Below are 21084 nucleotides of genomic sequence, written 5' to 3' on the forward strand. Positions count from 1 at the left end.
TGAGGGTGACGAGATCGAGGGTTATTGGCCGGCGGCAATCGCCTGGCGCACCTGCGCGGCGCTGCCAAGCTTGATCACGCGCTGCGCTAGCATCCGGCAGGCTTCGAAATCGAGCGAGGCCAGTTCGGCCTTGATCGCAGCGATGGCCGGCACACTCACGGACAACTCATCGATGCCAAGCCCCACCAGAATCGCCGTCGCAGCCGGATCGGAGGCCATCGCACCACACACCCCCACCCATTTGCCGTGCGCATGCGCGCCGGCCACCGTCATTTCGATCATCTTGAGCACGGCTGGATGCAGCGCATCGACTTGCGCGGCCAGCTTGGCGTGACCGCGATCGATCGCCAGTGTGTATTGCGCGAGATCATTGGTGCCGATCGAGAAGAAGTCGACCTCCTTGGCAAGCGCTTCGGCCATCGCGACGGCGGCGGGCACCTCGATCATCAGGCCGATCTTGACCGGATGCGCATAGCGCTCCTGCGCTTCGCGCACCATGCGCTTGGCCGCCAGCACCTCGTCCAGGCTGCTGACCATCGGGAACATGATGTGCAGGTCACCGTGCGGCGCGGCGCGCAGCATCGCGTGCAATTGCGTGCGGAACAGCTCCGGATAGGCGAGGCTGACGCGAATGCCGCGCAGGCCGAGGAACGGGTTGTCCTCCTTGGGTAGCGGCAGGTAGCGCAGCGGCTTGTCGCCACCGACGTCGAGTGTGCGCACGATCAGCTTTCGGGCAGCTCCCAACTCGGTGGCCACGGCCTGATACGCAGCCGCCTGCTCATCCTCGCTGGGTGCATCCACGCGATCCTCGAAAAGAAACTCCGAACGCAGCAGCCCAACGCCTTCGGCCCCTGAGGCGATGGCCTCTTGCGCGTCGGCCGCGTCCCGCACGTTGGCGACCACCTCCACGCGATGCCCGTCACGCGTGCAGCCAAGCCGATGCGCGACCTGCGCATTTGCCTGCCGCAGGGCGGCCGTGGCCTCCATGCGGCGTGTCACGTCGGCCAGCAGTTCGGCATCCGGGTCGATACGCAGCAGGCCTGCCGAGCCGTCGAGTACTGCAGGCGTACCATCGCCAAGAGACAGCGCGGCGGGATCCATGCCGCAGATCGCGGGAATCCCCATCGACCTGGCGATGATGGCCACGTGGCTGGTTGGTCCGCCCGACACCGTGCACAAGCCGGCGACCTTGCTGCGATCGAGCGACACCGTGTCCGACGGCGTCAGATCGTCGGCCAGGACGATGGATCGATCGGCCAATACCGGCGTTGCGCGCCCCACCCCCGTCAGCAGAGACAGCACACGTGTGCCGATATCGCGCACGTCGGCGGAACGTTCGCGAAGTTGCGGGCTGGGATGCTGCGCCAAGCGCTGCGCCACTGACTGACAGGCGCGGTGCCACGCGGTCGGTGCACTGGTACCGGTGCGCAGGCTCGCATCCGCTGCCTCAGTCAATGCCGGATCTTCGAGTAGCGCCAGATGCGCTTCCATGATATCGGCCTGGCAACCACCTTCGCCGCCGGCAACCGACAACGACAGGATCTGCTCGCCCGCGATCCGCAGCGCGTTGGACAGACGGCCGCGCTCTTCGTCGTAGGCCCCGCCAAATTCCTCGAATTCGAATTCGACACTCTGCCATTGCACGATCTGACCGATCGCAAGCCCTGGCGACGCGCAAACGCCAGCGAACGCGCCGCGCAGCGCCGTGTCGCTTGCCACGCCATTTGCCGTGGCGGCAGCCGGCGGCATGGCATTGGCGAGCCCGGCCACATGGGCAAGGTCGACACGTTCACCACATCCGTCACGCAGCAGGCGCTCCAGTTGCTCCAGCGCCTGCGCGGCATCGGCACCGCATCCGCGCAAGCGCACGCGATCGCCCTGGCGCGTCGCCAATGCCATGATGTCGACCGCCGATTTTGCATCCGCGTCGAGGGCACCGCACGACAGACCGATGCGCGCGGCAAACTGGCGCGCCGCCTTGGCCAGCATCGCGGCAGGCCGCGCATGCAGGCCCGCCGGGTTCGGCAGTTCGATGAACGGCGAATGCAGCCACTCACCGTCGGGCTCCATGGACAGCGCAACACCGTGCGCGGTCTGCCCAGCAAGATGCAGCGTGAGCAGCACGCTCTTGCCCGCTTCGACGGTGCCCGAAGCCTTGTCCATCTGCGCGAGGCATTCGCCATTGACGACCACGATCTCTGTCAACACGCTGGCCGCATTCGCGGCCACGTACTCGCGATCAAAGCGCAGCAGCGGCTGCCCGGCACGCACCGCATCGCCCTTCTTGACCAGCGCATCGAAACCCTTGCCATCGAGCATGACGGTGTCGATTCCGACGTGCACCATGATTCGAACGCCCGATGGTGCCTCGATCACGACCGCGTGCCGCGAAGCGTGCAAGTCGATCACCAGGCCGTCGATCGGCGCCAGTACGAGATTGGTTGCCGGATCGATCGACAGGCCATCGCCCACCATCTTCTGGGCGAACGCCGGATCCGGCACATCTTCGATAGGGACAATGCGCCCCGATAACGGGGCCAGCACGTTCACTGGGGATTGCTTGGCCAACATGTGGGTGGCTCCTGAAAACCGGCACGAGAACCGGGGGATTGGATTGGAAATGACGGGATGTGAATTCAAGGTGGCCAAGGCCGCTCGGCATCACCACCAGCTCTCAAGCTGGGCGCCGACCATATTGGTGGAGTGGCGACCGGCCGACCACGCACCCCATCCTGCGCCCTGGGCGTCGAGCGCCGCCTGGTTCCACGCCACGTGCGTGGCGTACAGGCGCAGTTCGGGGCGTGTCATGAGTTCCGGCCCCTTGCTGAAGGCAATGGCCGCGGTGTACTTGTCGAGCCGCTGCAGCGGGCCGCCGTTGGCGCGCAAGCGCGTCCAACCGCATTCGGTCAGCAGCTTAACGTTGTGGGTCAGACCGTATGAGAGACGACCACCGAACGAGTTGCCGGTGCTACTGCCGGCGCCCTGCTCATCCTTACCGCGCTGGTAGACCGCCAGCGCCTGACCGCCAAAGCGGCCAGCCTGCCAACTCACCGAATCGATCAGGCGCACACTGCGCGTGCCGGTTGGGCTGTTCAGCGGGCCAAACCCGGTTTCGAGCGAAGAATAGCCGGTGCTGGTCTGCAACCAAACTGAGTTGGTGACGTTCGGCAGCAGGAAATTGGCCTGGTCGTATTTGAGTGTCAGGGCCTTGCCACCGTCACCCCCCTTGAAATCCCCGAACACCATCGAGCCGATCACGCGCAGCTTGCCGCCTTCGGTGACGGGAATGTCGTACAAATCGACGTTGGCGCGGGTCGCGTCCTTCCTGCCGTCGGTGGGGTTGAAGCGCTGCTGGCTGCGGAGTACCGCGATCCCCAGCTTGGCGGATTCTGCGACCGGGATATTGTTCGCACCGGCACCAAGGTCAATCGTCGGTCCGCCGACGCTGTAGAAGAAGTGGTCGACGATATGCACGTCTTCGCGCTCGACATAGCGCTTGCCCGCCCAAAACACGGTGGATGGCAAGAACGCGTAGCCGGTGGTGGTGACATAGGCTTCCTTGGCAGCATAGGAGCCATCGCTACCCAAGCCCCGCAGGTTGGCCAGACCGTTCCAGTAGGTGCCGGTATAGGCGGCGGTCCAGCTCACGCCACTATCAAGACGGAATGTTTTTTTGAGCCCAAGCTCGGCGTAGGTGTCGCCCTCGTTGCCCAGACGGAACAGTTCTGCACCGTTGCCCAGCGCGTATTTGTTGACGCCGCCCTTGTCTGTCTGGTGTTCGGACACCACGCCGGCACGGATATAGCCGACCACTTCCCAGCCGTCGCCAAGATCCATGGCCATGGCTTGCACGCCCGTACAGAACAAGGCTGCGGCCACCAGGGGCTTCAGTTTGACCTTCAATTGCATGTCTCCTCTACTGCTTTTTTTTTGTTGTGCTCGAAGTTCTCGAGTTGTTGGGAAATGCCGCAGCTACCTGGGCTGCGGTTGTAATGGCCATAGACAGAGATCGCGGAGCCTCAGCGGGTGCGTGGTGACCCAGCGCGGCGGCATTGGCTCGGATGCGGGGTAGCAGCGGGTGGTGAAGACCTCGGCGCCGTCATTGACAAAAATCTCGACCGAGCTGCGGTCGACGAACACCTGCACGCGCGTGACGGCGGTGTCGATTTCGCAATCCTTGCGCTCATCGAACTGCCCGGCTGCCGGACAGTTGCGGATCAGCGCAAGCCGGCCGTGGCTGCCTTCACAGACCAGGCGCAGCGACTGCTCGCTACTGTCGAACAGGTGCAGCACCCAATCGGCGCAATCGGCGCAATCGGCACCAGCGGGCGCATCGATCAAGACGTCCAGCTCCCACACCCCGCCGGGCACCTGCGGCAATGAAACGGTTGCCCCCGCTTGCAGCGCGGTATCGGGCATCCGGATCACCTCGCCGCGCAAGCGCGCGAGTTCGCGCAATGGCCGTTGCAGCAGACGTCCGTCTTTCAGGGTCAACTCGCGCGGCATCGTCAAACAATGCGTCCAGCCGGATGCAACGGTGGGGGTCTCGGGCTGCGTCGGTAGTCCCATCCAACCAATCAGCAGCCGGCGGCCGCTAGCGTCGAGCAGCGTCTGTGGCGCGTAGAAGTCGAAGCCACGGTCGAGCGGACGGAAGCCCGTATGCGCGAGGCGAGCGGCAGCCAAGTCAACCTCGCCCACCAGATAGCCGGCGGTGTCTGCGCGGCGGATGCCATCGGCACAGACCTCCGCCGTTTGCTGGCAGCAGATCAGCACCGCGCGCTCATCCAGCCTGAACAGGTCGGGACATTCGACCATGTAGGAAAACGGTGCCGGCTCGATCAACTCGCCAATCAGTTGCCACGCAACCAGGTCCGCGCTTTTCGCAAGCACCACCGTTCCAGCCAGATCGTCGCGCTGCGCCCCAATGACGGCGTACCACGCTTGGCCTTCCCGCCAGACCTTCGGATCACGGAAATGACCGGTGTAGCCCTCAGGCGCGCCATCAATGACCGGGCCAAGCTTCTCGAAACGCACACCATCGCGCGAACGTGCAAGGCACTGGTAACTCGAACGGCCACCCACCGCATCACGCACGTTGCCCGTGTACATCAGAAACAGTTGGCCATCGACGTCCATCGCACAGCCCGAATAGCAGCCCTGCGCGTCGTAGGGCCGATCGGGCGCCAGGGCGAAGGGAAGCCACTCCCAGTGCAGCAGGTCCGTGCTGCGCACATGCGCCCAATGCTTGTTCTGGTGATCGCAACCGCTCGGGTTCCACTGGTAGAAGACGTGGTAGGCCCCCTGCCAGAAGATCAACCCATTGGGGTCGTTGATCAGGCCATGTGGGGGGCACAGATGAAACGTCTGCCGCCACGAATCGACAATCACGTCCAGCGCGCTCAGGTCAGGCACCCGCGGCCTCCCCATACGGCGTCTTGACCTTCAGATAGCGCAACCAGGTGCCGGCAAACGCGACCGAGAACGCAATCACACCGCCAATCAGATAGTTGAGCAGGCTGTCAGGCCGCACGATGGCCAGCCCCGGCAAACCTGTCAGGCCGATGCCCGTCATGCCGACATGCGTGGCCACCACCCAGCCGCCCGCCACGGCACCGCCGACCGCCGCAGATACGAACGGCCAGAAGAACCGCAGGTTCACACCGAACAACGCCGCTTCGGTAATGCCCATCAGGCAGGACAATGCCGCCGGCAGCGCAATCTGCCGGGTCTTCTCGTCACGGGATATGAAGAACACGGCCAGCGCCGAGCCGCCCTGCGCAATGTTGGCCATCGACCAGATCGGCAGCAGAAAATTGACGCCGATAGCGGGATTGGCGAGCAGCCCCGCTTCAATGGCGTGGAAGCTGTGATGGATGCCCGTGACGACGATCAACGAATAGAGGCCGCCGAACACCATGCCGGCCAGCGCGCCACCCGTGTGGTAAATCGCTTGCAGGCCGAACGACAACCCATCGCCGAGCGCGCGCCCGATGGGGCCCACCACGGTCAGCGCGATCGTGCCCGAGATCAGCAGCGTCAAGAACGGGGTGAAGATCAGATCGATCGCATTCGGCATGAAGCGCTTCACGCCGCGCTCGATCCAAGACAACATCCAAACGGCGAGCAGAATCGGCAACACGGTGCCCTGATAACCGACCTTCGCGACCTGCAGGCCGAACAGGTTCCAGTATTCGTGGACGCCGCCGCCGAGCGTCCATGCGTTTTGCAACGCAGGGTGGATCATGATTCCGGCCAGCGCTGCTGCCAGAAATGGCGAGACCTTGAAGTCGCGGGCCGCCGAAAACGCAATCAGGATCGGCAGAAACACGAACGCGGTGCTGGAGAACACATCCAGGATCTGGAACACGGCGCTATTGCCGCTCGTCCAGCCCAGGCTCTTGAGCATGCCCAGTAGCCCCATCAGCAGGCCGGATGCCACGATCACGGGAATGATCGGCACGAAGATGTTCGACAGCGTGCGCGCCAGCCTCTGTGCCGCGTTCTGCCGCGAGACCGCTTCTTCCTTCACTTCGTCCAGCGAGCCGGTGGCCGAATCGCCGAGCTGCGCCTGCATCGCGTCATGGACGTGGTTGACGATCCCGGGGCCGATGATGATCTGCACCTGCCCCGCGCCACTGAACGACCCCTTGACGAGATCGAGCGCGCCAATCGCAGCATGATCGACCTTCGACTCGTCGTGTACGACAAGCCGCAGGCGGGTCGCGCAATGCGCCAGCCGAGCGATGTTTTTAGGGCCGCCAACGAGGGGCAGCAGCGCTTGTGCGGTGTCACTTTCCGTCATGTTCTCCTCTGTCCTTTTGGGGGTGGTATCGATGCCACATGGTATCGATACCACATTGCAATCTATTGCGATTGCCTATGCTTCACTTGCTACATCAATCCGATGCGACGCCCATGTCCGTACTAAGTGTCATGTACTGCGACGCAGCGCCAGCCGATAGGGCATCACTGTGCGCGAGGTGGCGCCATCCTTAGACTCCCGAATGCCCAACATCAGGCGAGCGGCCTCCGCTCCTGTCCCGGCGTAGTCATAGTGCACGGTCGACAATGCCGGCCGCACCATCCAGGCCATGTCGCTGTCTCCCATGCCGGCCACCGCCATTTCGTCGGGCACGCGAATGCCGTGGTCATGCAGGCACGCCATCACGCCAACCGCCAAGCGATCGGTCACCGCCAGGATCGCCGTACACCGTGCGCTGCCCTTGGCCCTTAGCAGCCGTTCGGCGGCCTCCTCGCCCGCGCCAGTCCGGAAACTCGCGCGCACCATCAGCTCCGGATCGACCGCCAAACCACGTGCCTGCAACGCTTCAACGTAGCCAGCCGTTCTTTCTCCGCCGACCTGGATATCCTCTTCGCTGACCGTCACCAAGCCGATCCGTGAGTGTCCGCGGCTGAGCAGATGCTCGGTCAATTGGCGCGCTGCGGCGCGCTCGTTCTGGATCACGCTCGTCACACCCAGATGGCTGGCATCCTGACCGATCATGACCACCGGTAGACCCGCCTCCCGGATCGCACGAATGAGGTTGTCGTTCACGGTCGTTGCCGAGTGCAACACGCCCGCGACCCGCTGCCTGCGAAACAAATCGTAGGCGGCCTCCTCTTCGTCAACCGAATTCGCGGTGTTCGCCAGCAGCATCTGGTAACCCAGCGGCTCCAGCGTCGATGAAATGCCCGCCACGATCTCGCTTGTCGTATAGGAGTTGATCTTCGGGATGATGACCCCGATAAGCCCCGACCGATGCGACTTCAACTGCTTTGCCAATTCGGACGGCGTGTAATGGGTTTCCGAAATGACCGCTTCGATTCGCTCCCGCACCTCGACCTTCACATAGCCGGAGTTGTTGAGCACGCGCGACACAGTCGATGTTGACACCCCCGCCAAGGCGGCAATGTCCCGAATCGTTATGCGTTTTTGTGGAATCGATACCATGTCCGGAACAATAAGCACCTTAAGCCCCCCTGTAAACAAGGGGAAACACGGAGAAATGCCGCATCAGACTTAATTAGCCCGGAAATATGGCTTTTGGGTCACATTACCTGCGCACGCTGCGGCGCAGCGCCGGGTTACAAAACCGCGCAGCATGGCGCCGATAGCAAGACGGGGCAATCTGCGAAAACCTTGCAGATCACATGGGCTCGACCCCGTACGCATCGCGATAGCGGTCGATGTATGCCTTCACGACTTGAGTCGGCGGCCGAGCTTCACACTAGGCCAAAGCTCGATCTGGAATGGAGAGCCGCTAACAAGACCGCCCTGGCGTCGTTGCACCTCCCGCAGTGACGAACATTCGGTACTCCAGTACGGTCTGCGTCGGCACGCTTGGCCAAGACAGTTTTGTTAGCGGCGCTAAAACTGATAGCCCACGGACAAAAAGCTCGCCAACGGGTTGATCCGCACCTTCGATGTCGTTGTCACCGTGCCAACCGGCGCCTGCGTCGTCAGCGTCGCCGTGGTGGACAGCCACATATACGACACCGACGCGCCAATCGACCAATGCGCGTCGATGTTGTATGTCAGGCCAGCATTGACGATCGGCGCCAATGACTTGCTCAGCGATGCCGTCGTCGGACCGACCAACATGGAGCCCGTCGTTGGCGAGGCGAGAATCTGCCCGGTTGCCAACGGTCGGCTCAACTCAATATCGCGATACCAGACATAGGCAAGCCCGGCGCCGAGATACGGCCTGACACGCGCGGTCGGCTCGCCAAAGTGGTACTGCACTTGCGCAGCGGGACTCCATGCCCGCGCTGTGCCCATCTCGCCGACGGAGGCCAGCGTACCGGTCCCGTTCAGATGCAGCTTGGGGGGAATGCCGAGCACGGTTTCGAGCGCCACATGGTCAGTGACGAAATACCGCGTGGTGAGCGCAAAGGTATTGGCGTTGGCCAGCGTCGACCCGCTGCCGGGCACCACGGTGGATTGCCCAAGTGCGTTCACCGTCAGCGGTTGGCTGGAATCTTGAGGGGCGAGATGCACCCAGCCCGCGTTGACCACCCACTGCCCAGCTGACTGCGCATGGGCGAGCGAGGTCGCCGCGACCGACAAGAGCATTGCCGCGCGTGTGGTCTTCATGTTGTCTCCGATTTTTCTAATGTAAGAACTGCAACTGCAGGAATGCGCCGCCATGCGGCGCGGGGCACTTCGCCCGCTCACACGGTGGTGAGCAAGCGAGGGATTCCTCCTTCGATCGGGTGCGTCAAAACGCTCGGCTCACCCGCACTTCAATTGACGGAAAAGGGAAATGGGAAACGGCCAAGCACTTCACGCGCGGCGGCAATCGATGCCGATGCGTCAAGCTTGACCGACGCAACGAGGCCCCTCGATTTGTCCTCGGTAACATCCAGAGCGTCAAACGCGATGCCCGCATCGCTGAGTGCCGCAGACAGGGCTTCACGCGTTTCACGGTGCTTCAGTGCGGGCTTGAAGATCTTGCCCACCGCAGTCAGGGGCATCGTTTCAATGATGTTGACCTGCCGGGGTAGCGCTGCACGTTCGGCAATCTCGACCTTCAGGAAAGCCAGCAAATCGGTTTCGGTGACAGAGGCACCGGCACGCAACTGCACGTACGCAACCGGCAGCTCGCCTGCATGACCATCCGGACGCCCGACGGCGGCGGCAATCTGCACCGCAGGGTGACGATGCAGCGGCGCTTCGATGGTCAGCGGATCGATGTTGTGGCCGCCCCGGATGATCAGCTCCTTCTTGCGGCCTGTGAGCCAGAAGTAGCCTTGTTCGTCCTGCCGAGCCAGATCACCGGTGTTGAGCCAGCGCTGGCCGTCCCCCGTGTCGACCCAGAGCCCTTCGTTCTGCCTTGCCTGGCGGTAGCCCGCAAAGACATTCGGCCCTGACACCAAGAGCACGCCGACTTCATCTGCAACGCAATCCCGCAGGTACTCGCCGCCCTCGCCCAACACAACGGCCTTCATCTGCTGCGTGGGTACGCGCAAACCGATGGAGCCAAGACGGCGCTCGCCCAGCGGCGGGTTGACGCTGCTCACACACGTCGCTTCGGTGAGCCCATAGCCCTCGAGAATCTTGATACCCGTCTGCTCCTGAAAGCGGCGGAACACCTCGATGGGCATTGGCGCGGCGCCGCATAGGCCGTATTCGAGCGATCGCACATCTCGCCCATCAACAGGCACCTGGAGCAGCGAGGCGTAGAGCGTCGGCACGCCGCTGAAGAAGTTCACGCGATGGTGCTCGACGATTTCCCAGAAGCGCTGGATCACGCCCTCGCCGCGATAGCCTTGCGGCGTGCCAAGTACGACGTGCGCGCCCTTGGAAAACGGCAGCAGCCCCGTCACCAGAACGCCATTGACGTGGAACAGCGGCAAGCCGCAAAACACGACCTTGCCGGGGCCGATCCCATCGCCCAGCACCTGCGCGGTGCTCCACGCGTTGACCACTTCATTCCCGTGGGTGCGCATCGCGATCTTCGGCAAGCCAGTGGTGCCGCCCGTACAGAAGTACGAAGACGCATCCTGCGCGGCAATGCGCCGCCGACTGTTCAAGCCGTCCGCACGTTGCACCTGCACCGCGCTGTTGAAATCGTGGATGCGCACCGACATCGGAACAGCGCCATGCACGCCCTGCGGACCCAGCAATCGCAGCACTTCGTTCTTTTGCACGTGCGCCGCGCATTGCACCGCGCCATGCACGCGGTCGGCCAGGTTCACCAGCACCAAGTGCCGCAGGCTCTTGATGGCGGGCAAATGCGGCTGCAGCTTGGCCCAGGTATCGGTGCCCGGAAACGGTGCCAGTGTGACCAGCACCGATGCCCCCGCAGCATTGAGCAGTTCGGCCAGCGCGGGGCCCTCCAGCAGCGGATTGAACGCGGCGACGATGCCAGCTGCCTGCCCGCCCCAGATCACGAAATGCGTTTCCGGGAGGTTAGGCAGCACAAATGCGATCACGCTGTCTGTCTTGACGCCGATGCTTTCGAAGAAATTTGCCGTCTGCGTGATGCGTGCAAGAAGCTCCGCGTAGCGCCACGTCTGCGGGGTGCGGTGGTCATTGACGCTCAAAAAGAAGCTCAATGCTGGCGCCTCGGGATTCAGGCTGGCACCACGGCGGATCATCTCGTACGTGCTCTGCGGAAGATCGGGCGGAAGACCGTGCGCCTCTGCGGCTTCCACGTCCTGCAGACTGGAAAACCCGGACATGACGTTTACTCCTCGGCAACGATGCGATTGCGCTGCGCGCCCAGATCGATCCGTCCGTCGGACGAATGGATCCGTGCTTCGACCACGTCGCCTGGTTTCAGATATTGAGGGCGCGCAGCCTGCACTTTCAGGAACATCTCCCACTTAGCCTTCTCGGGCAACATCGCGGCCATCTTCTGCTTGGTCGGCGACGGCACGGACAACGCGCAACCCGCGGGCGTGCCCGTGGCCAATAAGTCGCCAGGCTCCAGGTCGTGCACGCGGGACAGCTCGGTCAGCGTCTCGGCCGGGCCGTAGACGAGGTTGGCCGTCGTGTCGTCCTGCCGGAGCTTGTCATTGACAGTTAGCTTGAGCTGCAGGTCTCTGAGCGCCGCAAAATCGCGGGGCTCCAACAGCGTCAGCCACGGGCCCACCGGACCGAACGTACGAAACGACTTGCCCTTGTAGAACTGCATCTGCGGGATCTGGACGTCGCGCGCGGAATAGTCGTTCACGATCACGGCGCCGGCCACGTACTCGTGCAGGTTGTGGTCGGTCACATCAACCGCACCATGCATGGCCTTGCGCATCACCAGCCCAAGCTCGATCTCGTAATCGAGAAACTGCACGCGCTTCGGCTTGATCACGTCGCTGTCCGCCGGGACGATGCAGCTCGATGCCTTGGTGAAGATCATGTTGTACGTCTTCACGTCGGGGTCCATGCCGGACTCGATCATGTGCTGGCGGTAGTTGGCGCCCTGGCAGATGAACTGCTGGTTGCGCGTGACCGGAGACAGCAGCTTCACGGCGGACACCGCGAGCGTTTCACCATTCAGCGCGGCAAGCTCGGCTAGCGTCGTATTGCGGACGAAGTCCCCTGTCGTGGCATAGGCGCCTGGTACCGGCGTGATGCGTGTATCCCGAATCACGCCCCACTGGAGCTGACCTTGGTATTCAAAGCGAACGATATTGATCGACATGGCAAAAGATGCGTTGGATGAATGACGGCAGATAGCGCTTGCGGTGCCTCAGGCAAAGATCCGGGCGAGCGTTACCAGCTTGCGGAACGTCAGGTCGGGGCTGCGGCGCAGGTTGCGGATGAGCGCCGCAATGGCGGACGGTGTCAGCTTCGGCTTGGTGAACGTGGCGGGCATCGATTGGCCCCACTGCGACATGGCCTCACGGCTGACGGGGTGGACGCCGGTCGGTTGCTCCGCGGTGAACAGGTCACCGTCGCAGTAGTGCTCGTGCTTGTCGCCCCACGGGTCTTGCCAGTAGTCGAAAATCTGGCTGCCGAGGATGTGCCGGCCCAGCCCCCAGGCGTGCTTCCACCCCTGCTGACGCAGCATGCGATGCCCCATGCCAACAGCATCTGCATCGATCAGCTCGAAAGCGCTGTGGCTGTACTTCGAAACAAACCCCTGAGCAAGCGCGAGCGTGTGGTGATCGGCTGGCGTGTCGCCCAGATCCAGTCGCAAGAATGCAACCGCAGGCGAGCCATCCGGCAGCACCTGAACGTCGCTTGGAATGAAGCCGAAATGCTGCGTGTACCAGGCGCAGGTGGTCTGAAAGTCGGCAAGCTCCAGAACGACATGCCCGAGGCGAATCACCTCTGGTGCAGCAACCGGCGGCCGTTGGGTTTCGTTGATGCGCAATGGGGCGTCCACTGAGTTGAGTGGCAACGGCGCGCGGTGCGGCAATTCGGCGGTCGGTGCTTGGCAAGCAATGGCATCCACGCGGAACCCCGACGGATCGACGAGACGCACGCGATAGCCACCGCCCGGCCAATCCGACGGCTCCACGGCCGATGCCCCAGGCAGTTTTGCCAGGGTATCTAAGGCTGCGCGTCCGGCGACCTGCAACCCAAAGCCGGCAAACGCCGCCTTTGGCGCCTTGCGCACGAGATAGCAGAACGGCGCCGCGCCCGTTCCGCGCAAGAGCAATGTCGCCTCATCGCGCTGAACCGTCACGAGACCAAAGTCATTGAGGAACCGCTCGGCCTGTTCAAGATCGGGCCGATCGAACATCAGGTAGGCAAGCGCCAACGCCTTCGTCGTCGGTTGCGGATGGCATGCGGGCTGTGCTGTGGCGAGTTTCATGGCAGGACACTCAAGCGGATTGAACAGTTGCGGCAGTGGCTGGCATAGGCTCCGCATGGCCGCCAAGCAGCGCCAGGCTTTCGCGAACAAGGCGGTCAGCGTCTGCAGCGGGCCCGTCGTGTACCACCGTGCGGTCTGGGCGCAAGACGGCCGCCCAGCCAACGGGTACTGCGTCGGGAAGAAACGTGCCGTTGATGTCTTCCCAAACGCTCGACGTGTCACGATGCAGAGGCTGCCCGCGGTGAGCGATCCGAACGAACACACCACCCTGGCGCGCGAATGCGGCTGCCGTTGCGGGCTTCAGCGCCGTGTGGGCATCGCAGCCGAAACTGACGAGCGTGTATCCCTCGCCGAGCACGTCGTCGCTCAGGCAGGTGTGCCCTTCTGCATCCCTGACCCAGCCCTGCGGGATCACCCCGCCGCGCGTCAGCTTGGTCGACGAGCAGCCTCTGACAAAGAGCCCCGTCTTGAACGCGTTCTTCGGCTTGATGCGCAGCTCTTCAAACTGGGAACGCAAGCCGGGCACGAGCCGGGTCAAGCGCATCAAGCCGTGCGTCAACAGCGCGATCGGGGCACTGCGCGGCATCACCAGCTTGCCCATGAACCGCGCGAGGTTGATCATGGCTTTCGCATGCGGGCGGCGCTCCTCGTCGTAGCTGTCGAGAATCCGTGCATCCGCCCGACCTTGCAGCACCCAGGCCAGCTTCCAGCTCAAGTTGGCGGCGTCTCGCAGTCCGGCGACCAGCCCTTGGCCGACGAACGGCGGCGTGATGTGCGCGGCGTCACCGACAAGAAACACCCGGCCCACGCTGAATCGGTCGACGGTTCTGGCATGAAAGCGATAGACCGCCTTGCGCTCGATCGTGATGCTGTCAACGTCCGTCCACGGTGCCAGCAATGCGCGGATACGGCTGTCCGACTCCATATCTTCGCGGCGCTCGCCTGGCTGGAGCATGAACTCCCAACGCTCGCGCGCACCTGGCGCAACCATGTGCGGCGTAGGGCGACGGTGGTCGCAGAGAAACTCGACGTGGTCGATCGGCTTGGGGACATGACGCGCGTCGACGATGAGCCAGTCCTCCGCATACGTCGTGCCCCGGAATTCCTGGCCGATCAGGTGGCGCACCAGCGAGCTCGCGCCGTCAGCCCCCACTACGTAGCGAGCGCGGACCCGGTGTACCTGACCGTGCCCGACATCGAGCGAAGCCAACACGCAATCGCGCTGATTCGTGATGCTGAGCAGCGTGGTGCCCAACGCGAGGTGTACGCCATCGTGTGCCGCCAAGCGTGCGCGCAGGCAGCGCTCCAGATCGGGCTGATAGAACGTGACGAGCTTCGGATGGCCATCCAGGCTGCCCAGTGTGTTGACCCGGCCGAACTCGCCGAGCCAGGGCGAATGCATGCGGACATGCGGGATGGCCACCGTTTCGAAATCGCCCTCGCCAATGCCGGCCTGTTGCAGGATGCGCAAGGCTTCGTTGTCCAGCGCAATGGCGCGCGGGGCCATATAGATGTCGGGCGATTTGTCGACGGCCATCACGCTCACGTCATGACGCGCCAGCAGATTGGCCACCATGGCACCAACGGGGCCAAGCCCCACGACAAGGATGTCTACTTGAGATGGCAGGTCACCTGTCCCGTAGGGGCGTGCGCCATCCCCGATGCGTGAACCGGCACGCGCATGTGCATTTGTCTCCACCGCTACTCCGTTTCTTTGTCTACGTCTTTACCAGGCTTTGCTCGCCTTTTTTGACATTAAAATCATTGCTGATAATTTTGTCAATATCGACATTCGAATCTATAATTCCAGCCACAACAAGGACCGCACACCACCATGGCCACCACCGAGACTCGCCGAACACCGAAGCGCGCCACCGCAAAGACGCCTGCCCCTCCCGCGCCTACCGTTGAGGAACGCGAACCTCGTGGCGCACGGCGCAAGCGGGAAACACGCGCACGGCTGCTGGATGCCGCACTCCGGCTCATGGCCGATCGCGGCATGGAAGGTGTTGCCATCAACGAAATTACCGAGGCAGCCGACGTCGGTTTCGGGTCGTTCTACAACCACTTCGAATCGAAGGAAGCCATCTATGCGGCGCTGGTGAGTTCGGTGTTCGACGAATTCGCCGACTCCCTGGATAGGCAGACGGAAGGGCTATCCGATCCGGCGGAAATCATTGCCGTGTCGGTACGGCATACGCTGATCCGTGCGCGGCGCGAGCCGGTGTGGGGGCGCTTTCTCATTCGAGAGGGTTTCTCGGCGCGTGTTCTCACACACGGCCTCGGCCAGCGCTTACTGCGCGATATCGAGCGCGGCGTCACCGCAAAGCGGTTTACGCTTGCCGACCCATTCATCGGGTTCTTGTCCGTCGGTGGCACAGTGCTCACGGCCATCTCTGCCGAGCTCAACTTCCTGGCGCCCGACGCGCCGGCTGCCGACATCGTGAAAAAGCTAGGCTTCTCGGGGGAGCATTTCCCCGAACGCACGGCAGCGGTGCTGCTCCAAACGCTGGGGCTCAAACGCGCTGAAGCCGAAAAAGTGGCCGCCCGGCCGCTACCCCTCGTGGAGATTGCAGACGGCGCCAGCTGATCTAATCACCCGCGTTGAGGCGCGGGCGTCTATGGCGCCAGCTGATCGACCCGCCTCAGTTCGCCAACATCCTCGCCGACGAATCCACGCAACCAGGCATCGGCCGCACTGGCTCTGATGGTGCGGCGGCGTAAGCCAGTAGAGGCTCCGCTATCTGCGAAGCCAGCACGTTCAAGGCACGCCGCTGGCCCTGCACCACACCGTCAATGCCTGCGGACACGTCTTCGTTGACGACACTTCGGCAAGTCAGCATTGGGCGATCGTCTGCCGTGCGAAGCGTCCAGACGGCGTCGATCAGGACATGCGAGCCGCGCCACGCATCAAACCGCTGTATATCCACCGCCACCCGGTAAGCCGGGCGTTTGCCATCGTAGGGAAGGCCGTGTCGGTCCATCGCGCTGGTCCGCAACGCCAGCCCCGACGACAGCGCCGCACGAATCTCATCGGCCAAGGGCGACGCCCATCGGTCCATCTCCAGCACGTCGACCTGGCCTGAGCTGCGCTGCACCACCAGCCGCCTGCCCGCCACCGACGGCGGAACACGAACGGGCAGCACATCAACAAGCAACGCCGATGGAGGTACCGCTACCGCAACCTCATCGGCAGCAACCAAGCGATGGAAGTGTGCTTGCGGCGAGCTACATGCCACCAGGGCGACACAAGCAACCACACCGGTCAACACGCGGCACATCGGGAGGCAGAACAAACTCACCGCGCATCTCCTTTCTTGCCGAACAGCAACGATTCCGGATGGCGCTCCAGATAGTCCGTCAGCGCATTGAGCGATTGAAGCGTGCGCGTCAGCTCCTGCATCGCCTCGTGAACATCCGACTGAAGCGGCGAGTCCTGCCGCAAGGTTGCCTGCGCCGCATTGAAGGTCTGCTGCGCGGAAGCCAGCGTGTCCCGCGCCTGCGGCACCACTTCGGTATCCAGATGACCGAACAGACGGTTTGCACTGTCGAGCGCGACATTCAGGTTGCTGCCGATCTTGTCGAAGGGCACCTGGTTGAGCTTCTTCGCGATGTCGGCAAGCTGCACTTGCAACTCGTCGAGCGAATTCGGAACGGTCGGCAACTCCACCGGCGAGCGATGGACATCGACCGTCGCGCGCGGCGCCTTGGGGAACATATCAAGCGCGACGTACAGTTGCCCCGTCAGCAGATTGCCCATGCGAAGCTGCCCACGCAGCCCTTGCATGACCAAGTGCTGTAGCAATTCATGGCCGCCCGGTGTGTCGGGCGCAGGAAGCGACGTGTTGCTGCGCCGGCTGAGCCGCGACGGATACAGCGCCATCATGACCCGCATGCTGAATGTTTTGCCCGCCTCGTCGTATTCGATGCCGATGTCGGTAACGTTGCCCAGCGCAATGCCGCGCAAATCCACAGGTGCGCCGACAGACAGGCCGCGCAGCGACTGGTTGAATCGCATCACCACAGTCAGTGGTGCACCGTCGGGCTCGCGCATTGCGTCTGCTTCATCGGATGCCAGCTGGAACACGGTGTTATCCGGCGGCGGCGGCCCATCAGCCTGGCCCTGCGGCGACTGAAACGCCAAGCCGCCGACGATGACGGTGGCAAGCGACTGCGTATTCAGCTTCAACCCGCTGGAATCGAGCCGCAGGTCCACCCCGCTGGCGTGCCACCAGCGCGTGTTGGTACCGACGTACTTGTCGTAGGGCGCGTTCACGAACACGTTCACTTGCACGCCCCCACCTTGCTTGTCCAACGCAAAGCCCACCACCTGCCCCACTTGCAGATGGCGATAGAAAACCGGCGCGCCAATATCGACGGACCCGAGCGAATCGCCGTGTAGCGAGAACTGGCGCCCTTGCTGATCGGTGGTGACTGAAGGCGGGCTCTCCAGCCCCACGAATTGGGTCTGGCTGTCCTTGGAACGACCGATGTCCACGCCGATATACGCACCGGAAAGCAATGTACCGAGCCCGGAAATGCCGCTCGCGCCCACACGCGGTCGGACCACCCAGAACCGCGTGTCCTTGGTTGCAAAGCGTTCGGCTTCGCGCGCCAGTTGGATCTTCACCGTCACGCGCTTGAGATCCGGGGTGAGCGAGATGGCTTGAATCGCGCCGATCTCGACGTCCTTGTACTTCACCTTCGTCTTGCCTGCCTCAAGGCCTTCGGCATTGGCAAAAGTGACGGTCACGACAGGACCTTTCTCGGCGATGGTCTTGGCGACCAGCGCAAGCCCGATCAAGGCCGCAATCAGCGGCACAAGCCAGACCATTGAGGGAAGCCAACGCCGCCGCGGCGTGATCTCGGGAAGAGGTAGATCGATAGGACGCATTGCTTGCAAAGAAAAGAAGGCGGACGAATGTGGTGCGCGGTATCCGGTCAGGAATCGTTTCGCGCGGATTCGGCGTCGTCGGGAACGGGGTCCCAGATAAGCCGGGGGTCGAACTGCATGGAGGCGATCATGGTGAGGATCACCACAGCGCCAAAGGCCAGTGCACCCGGGCCTGCGGTGATGACGGCAAAGGAGCCGAAATGCACCAGGGCAACGGTGAGCGCCACCACGAACACATCCAGCATCGACCACCGGCCGATGCGCTCGACTAGGCGATAGAGCCGCGTCCTTTCGTGCGGGCGCCAGGTGGAGCGCCGATGCGCGGCGAACACCAGCAGCGCCAGAACGGCGAGCTTGAGCATCGGCACCACCACGCTGGCAACAAAGACGACCGCAGCGAGACCCCAATCGCCGGAGGTCCAGAAGTACGCCACCCCGCTCAGGATGGTGTCGTCTTCTGAACGACCGAGTGAGGTGCTGTGCATCACCGGCAACAGATTGGCCGGGATGTAAAGCAGCGCGGCGGCAAGAAGCAATGCGGCTGTCCGCGAAACGCTGGCCGGACGGCGTTCGTGCAAAGGCGTATAGCAAAGGCTGCACCGCTGGTGTGCTTCGCCGTCATGAAGCTGCTGCACGCTGCCGCATGTGTGGCAGACAACCAGCCCGGCCTGCTTTGCGGAGACAGCCTTTACTGCGTCAGCCACGACCGATTCTTTGCGCGGCAAGTCAGCCTGCAGTTCGGCAGCCGGCGTTGCTCCGTCCTGTGCTTCGATCTCGTCGCAGGCGTGCCAGAGCCTGCGCGGATCGAACCGCGAAACCAGCGCAAGCAGCACCGTCAACGCGCCGAATGCAAACAGGCCAGCGCCAGGAATCACGCGCGCGAGGCTGACCATTTTCACTGTCGTAACCAGCACACCAAGCATGAAGACTTCGATCATTCCCCAAGGCCGAAGCCATTGAAGGAACCGGATGACATGACGAAACCCTGGAGGCACACGGCCCGCACGCAAGGGAAGCAACACGTAAAGCAACGCGAGCAATTCCATTGATGGAAAAAGCGTGGTCGTAAAGAACACGACCGCAGCCACGATATGCATCTGCCCGGCCCATAGGGAAGACACCGCGTCAAGCAACGTGGCCTGCGACGCCATCCCCTGCGCCTTGAGCGCAATGATCGGGAAGCATTGCGCGATCACCAACGTAACGACCGCCGCAACCGCCATGGCGCAGATGAAGTCGAGTGTCGGGCGGGCGTGATGGGCACCACTCAGGTCGTTCGCACAACGCGAGCATCGAACGTGCAAGCCGTCCAACAGTGGCGGCCGCCGAAACACGCGGTCGCACTCATGACAGGCAATCAGGGGGGCGGATTCCATGGGCGTGGACTAAGCCAATCGGCACTGCAGGCGAAGCACGGCGCCCCACGCTTGCGGCGTGGGGGTCGAGCCCATCCAGAGGCAATGTCAGTCTTTGGCGATTGTCTGAACGGTGTTGGCGGGCAATTCACCCATGGCCTGCAGCAACGCTGCCGTATCGCTCATGCGCCGGCTGGTCGCGCGCACGGTATCGAGCTGCGCGTTCAGGTACTGCTGCTCGCTGGACTGCTCTGCGGATGCGGGCAAGGCTCCCAAGCGGCGGCGCGATGCGGTCTCGTTGAACGCAGTACGCGCTGCTGTCGATGCCACTTCGGCTGAAGCGAGCGTCTGCGCATCGTTCTCCAGTGCGGCGAGCGTATCGGCAACGTTTTCAAATGCCGACAAGACGGCCGACTTGTATTGCAGGACCGTCGCGTCATACAGCTCCAGCGTGGCCCGGCGATGCGCCATCAATGCGCCGCCGTGGAAGATCGGCTGAGACAGCCCGGCGCCAACGGCCCACAAGCCGCCCGCACCTGAGAGCAACGCCGGCCAGCTCAACCCGCCGCGACCGAGCGAGGCGGTGAGCGACAGGCTGGGGAAGAGCTGCGCAGTGGCCTCGCCCGCGTCTGCGGACGCTGCCTTGACCGCGGCGGCAGCGGCGCGGATATCCGGGCGGGCTCGCAGCAGATCCGACGGCACGGCCACAGGCACCTGGTTCGGCAGCGAAAGGCTGCTGAACTCCGGAACCGCAGGCGCTGCATCCGGGGTGCGGCCCAGCAACACGGCCAGTGCATGAATGGAAACCGCGCGCTGTTGACGCAACTGCGGCAACGTCGCCGCCAGCGACGCGGCGCTTTGCGTCGAAGCCAGCGCCTGCGCATGGGACAACGCGCCCAGCTCATACCGCCGCTGGCTGTCGCGCGCCGTGGCGTCTGCCACCACAACAAGGCGTTCCGTCAATGCGATCTGCTGATCCAGCGCTGCCGCGTTGATCACCGTGCCGACAATATTCGCGGCGAGCGCACGCCGTGCCGCCTCCAGTTCGCAGCCGCGCACGTCCACCCGCGCGGCACTCGCGGCATTGGCATAGCGCGTCGCGCCAAACAGATCAAACGTGTAATGCGCTTGCAACTGTCCAACGAACACGTTGTAGCGCAGCGCATCGGGCCCCACGCCTGTGAGGTTTGGCGTGCGTTGGCGCGCGACCTGCGCCCCGGCGTCGAGGGACGGCAATGTGGATGCGCCCACCTGTGCACGCAGTTCCTCCTGCGCGGCGGACAAGGTCTTCTGCGTTGCGGCCAGCGTGGGGTTGTTGCGCAACCCCTCTTCCACCAACGCGTTCAGGGCATCGGATCGATAGAGCTTCCACCATTGCGGCACGAGCGCGGCACCCACATCAAACTGCTGGGCCACGCCAGCGGCTTCTACCGTCTTCTCAGGCGGCGTGGTCACGCCATAGTGCACCGGCGAGGGCATGGCAGGCGGCGTGTTGGTCGGTGGCAAGGAGCATGCCGTCAGGGCGAGTACCGACGTTGCGGCAAGCGCGCACGTCATACGAGAGAGTTTCATG

At 63.4% G+C, this 21084-nt stretch carries 15 protein-coding genes, 1 pseudogene and 1 other annotated feature; of the genes and pseudogenes, 1 reads left to right on the forward strand and 15 read right to left on the reverse strand.

The window, feature by feature from the left end; translation table 11 throughout:
• Positions 1-21: 21 nt before the first annotated feature.
• The 11 genes and pseudogenes from ptsP to AB0305_RS00760 form a co-directional block, all read right to left on the reverse strand.
• Complete coding sequence (gene ptsP / locus AB0305_RS00710) at positions 22-2571, reverse strand: phosphoenolpyruvate--protein phosphotransferase (RefSeq protein ID WP_366170487.1); 2550 nt, start codon at positions 2569-2571, stop codon at positions 22-24.
• Between the two features lie 90 nt (positions 2572-2661).
• On the reverse strand, positions 2662-3909 hold the full coding sequence (locus AB0305_RS00715) for a carbohydrate porin (protein WP_366170489.1): 1248 nt from the start codon (positions 3907-3909) through the stop codon (positions 2662-2664).
• A gap of 63 nt (positions 3910-3972) precedes the next feature.
• The gene (locus AB0305_RS00720) at positions 3973-5412 is read right to left on the reverse strand and encodes a glycoside hydrolase family 32 protein (RefSeq protein WP_366170491.1); all 1440 of its coding nucleotides are present in this window, start codon (positions 5410-5412) and stop codon (positions 3973-3975) included.
• Positions 5405-6802, reverse strand: a complete 1398-nt coding sequence (locus AB0305_RS00725; protein ID WP_366170493.1) for a sucrose-specific PTS transporter subunit IIBC — start codon at positions 6800-6802, stop codon at positions 5405-5407. Before AB0305_RS00725 ends, AB0305_RS00720 begins: the two co-directional genes overlap by 8 nt.
• Positions 6803-6931: 129 nt before the next feature.
• Positions 6932-7951 (reverse strand): LacI family DNA-binding transcriptional regulator, encoded by a 1020-nt coding sequence (locus AB0305_RS00730; protein ID WP_366170495.1) that lies wholly within the window; start codon positions 7949-7951, stop codon positions 6932-6934.
• Between the two features lie 121 nt (positions 7952-8072).
• Positions 8073-8222: pseudogene (locus AB0305_RS00735) on the reverse strand (IS3 family transposase); the annotation flags it as partial.
• Positions 8121-8241 (reverse strand) — a sequence feature (AL1L pseudoknot). (Overlaps the previous pseudogene by 102 nt.)
• Before the next feature lie 127 nt (positions 8242-8368).
• Complete coding sequence (locus AB0305_RS00740; RefSeq protein WP_366170497.1) at positions 8369-9094, reverse strand: OmpW family outer membrane protein; 726 nt, start codon at positions 9092-9094, stop codon at positions 8369-8371.
• A gap of 149 nt (positions 9095-9243) precedes the next feature.
• A complete protein-coding gene (locus AB0305_RS00745) occupies positions 9244-11184 on the reverse strand; it encodes an acyl-CoA synthetase (protein ID WP_366170499.1) in 1941 nt (646 codons plus the stop codon).
• 5 nt (positions 11185-11189) lie between these two features.
• Positions 11190-12143 carry a fumarylacetoacetate hydrolase family protein gene (locus AB0305_RS00750; RefSeq protein WP_366170501.1) on the reverse strand — a complete coding sequence of 318 codons (954 nt, stop codon included), beginning with the start codon at positions 12141-12143 and terminating at the stop codon, positions 11190-11192.
• A 48-nt stretch (positions 12144-12191) separates the two neighbouring features.
• Positions 12192-13262 (reverse strand): VOC family protein, encoded by a 1071-nt coding sequence (locus AB0305_RS00755; RefSeq protein WP_366170503.1) that lies wholly within the window; start codon positions 13260-13262, stop codon positions 12192-12194.
• A 10-nt stretch (positions 13263-13272) separates the two neighbouring features.
• Positions 13273-14961 carry a bifunctional 3-(3-hydroxy-phenyl)propionate/3-hydroxycinnamic acid hydroxylase gene (locus AB0305_RS00760; RefSeq protein ID WP_366170505.1) on the reverse strand — a complete coding sequence of 563 codons (1689 nt, stop codon included), beginning with the start codon at positions 14959-14961 and terminating at the stop codon, positions 13273-13275.
• A gap of 135 nt (positions 14962-15096) precedes the next feature.
• On the opposite strand from AB0305_RS00760, the gene AB0305_RS00765 reads away from it, so the two are divergent.
• Positions 15097-15852 carry a TetR/AcrR family transcriptional regulator gene (locus AB0305_RS00765; RefSeq protein ID WP_366170507.1) on the forward strand — a complete coding sequence of 252 codons (756 nt, stop codon included), beginning with the start codon at positions 15097-15099 and terminating at the stop codon, positions 15850-15852.
• A gap of 55 nt (positions 15853-15907) precedes the next feature.
• Here AB0305_RS00765 and AB0305_RS00770 read toward each other — a convergent pair whose 3' ends face one another.
• The 4 genes from AB0305_RS00770 to AB0305_RS00785 form a co-directional block, all read right to left on the reverse strand.
• Positions 15908-16564 (reverse strand): PqiC family protein, encoded by a 657-nt coding sequence (locus AB0305_RS00770; protein WP_366170509.1) that lies wholly within the window; start codon positions 16562-16564, stop codon positions 15908-15910.
• Positions 16561-18096, reverse strand: coding sequence for an MlaD family protein (locus tag AB0305_RS00775; protein WP_366170511.1), 1536 nt, complete (start codon positions 18094-18096; stop codon positions 16561-16563). The genes AB0305_RS00770 and AB0305_RS00775 overlap by 4 nt, the downstream gene beginning before the upstream one ends.
• Before the next feature lie 107 nt (positions 18097-18203).
• Positions 18204-19532, reverse strand: coding sequence for a PqiA/YebS family transporter subunit (locus AB0305_RS00780; protein WP_366170513.1), 1329 nt, complete (start codon positions 19530-19532; stop codon positions 18204-18206).
• An 87-nt stretch (positions 19533-19619) separates the two neighbouring features.
• The gene (locus AB0305_RS00785) at positions 19620-21083 is read right to left on the reverse strand and encodes an efflux transporter outer membrane subunit (RefSeq protein ID WP_366170515.1); all 1464 of its coding nucleotides are present in this window, start codon (positions 21081-21083) and stop codon (positions 19620-19622) included.
• Between the last annotated feature and the right edge of the window lies 1 nt (position 21084).

This window comes from Arthrobacter sp. NPDC080086, assembly GCF_040702285.1.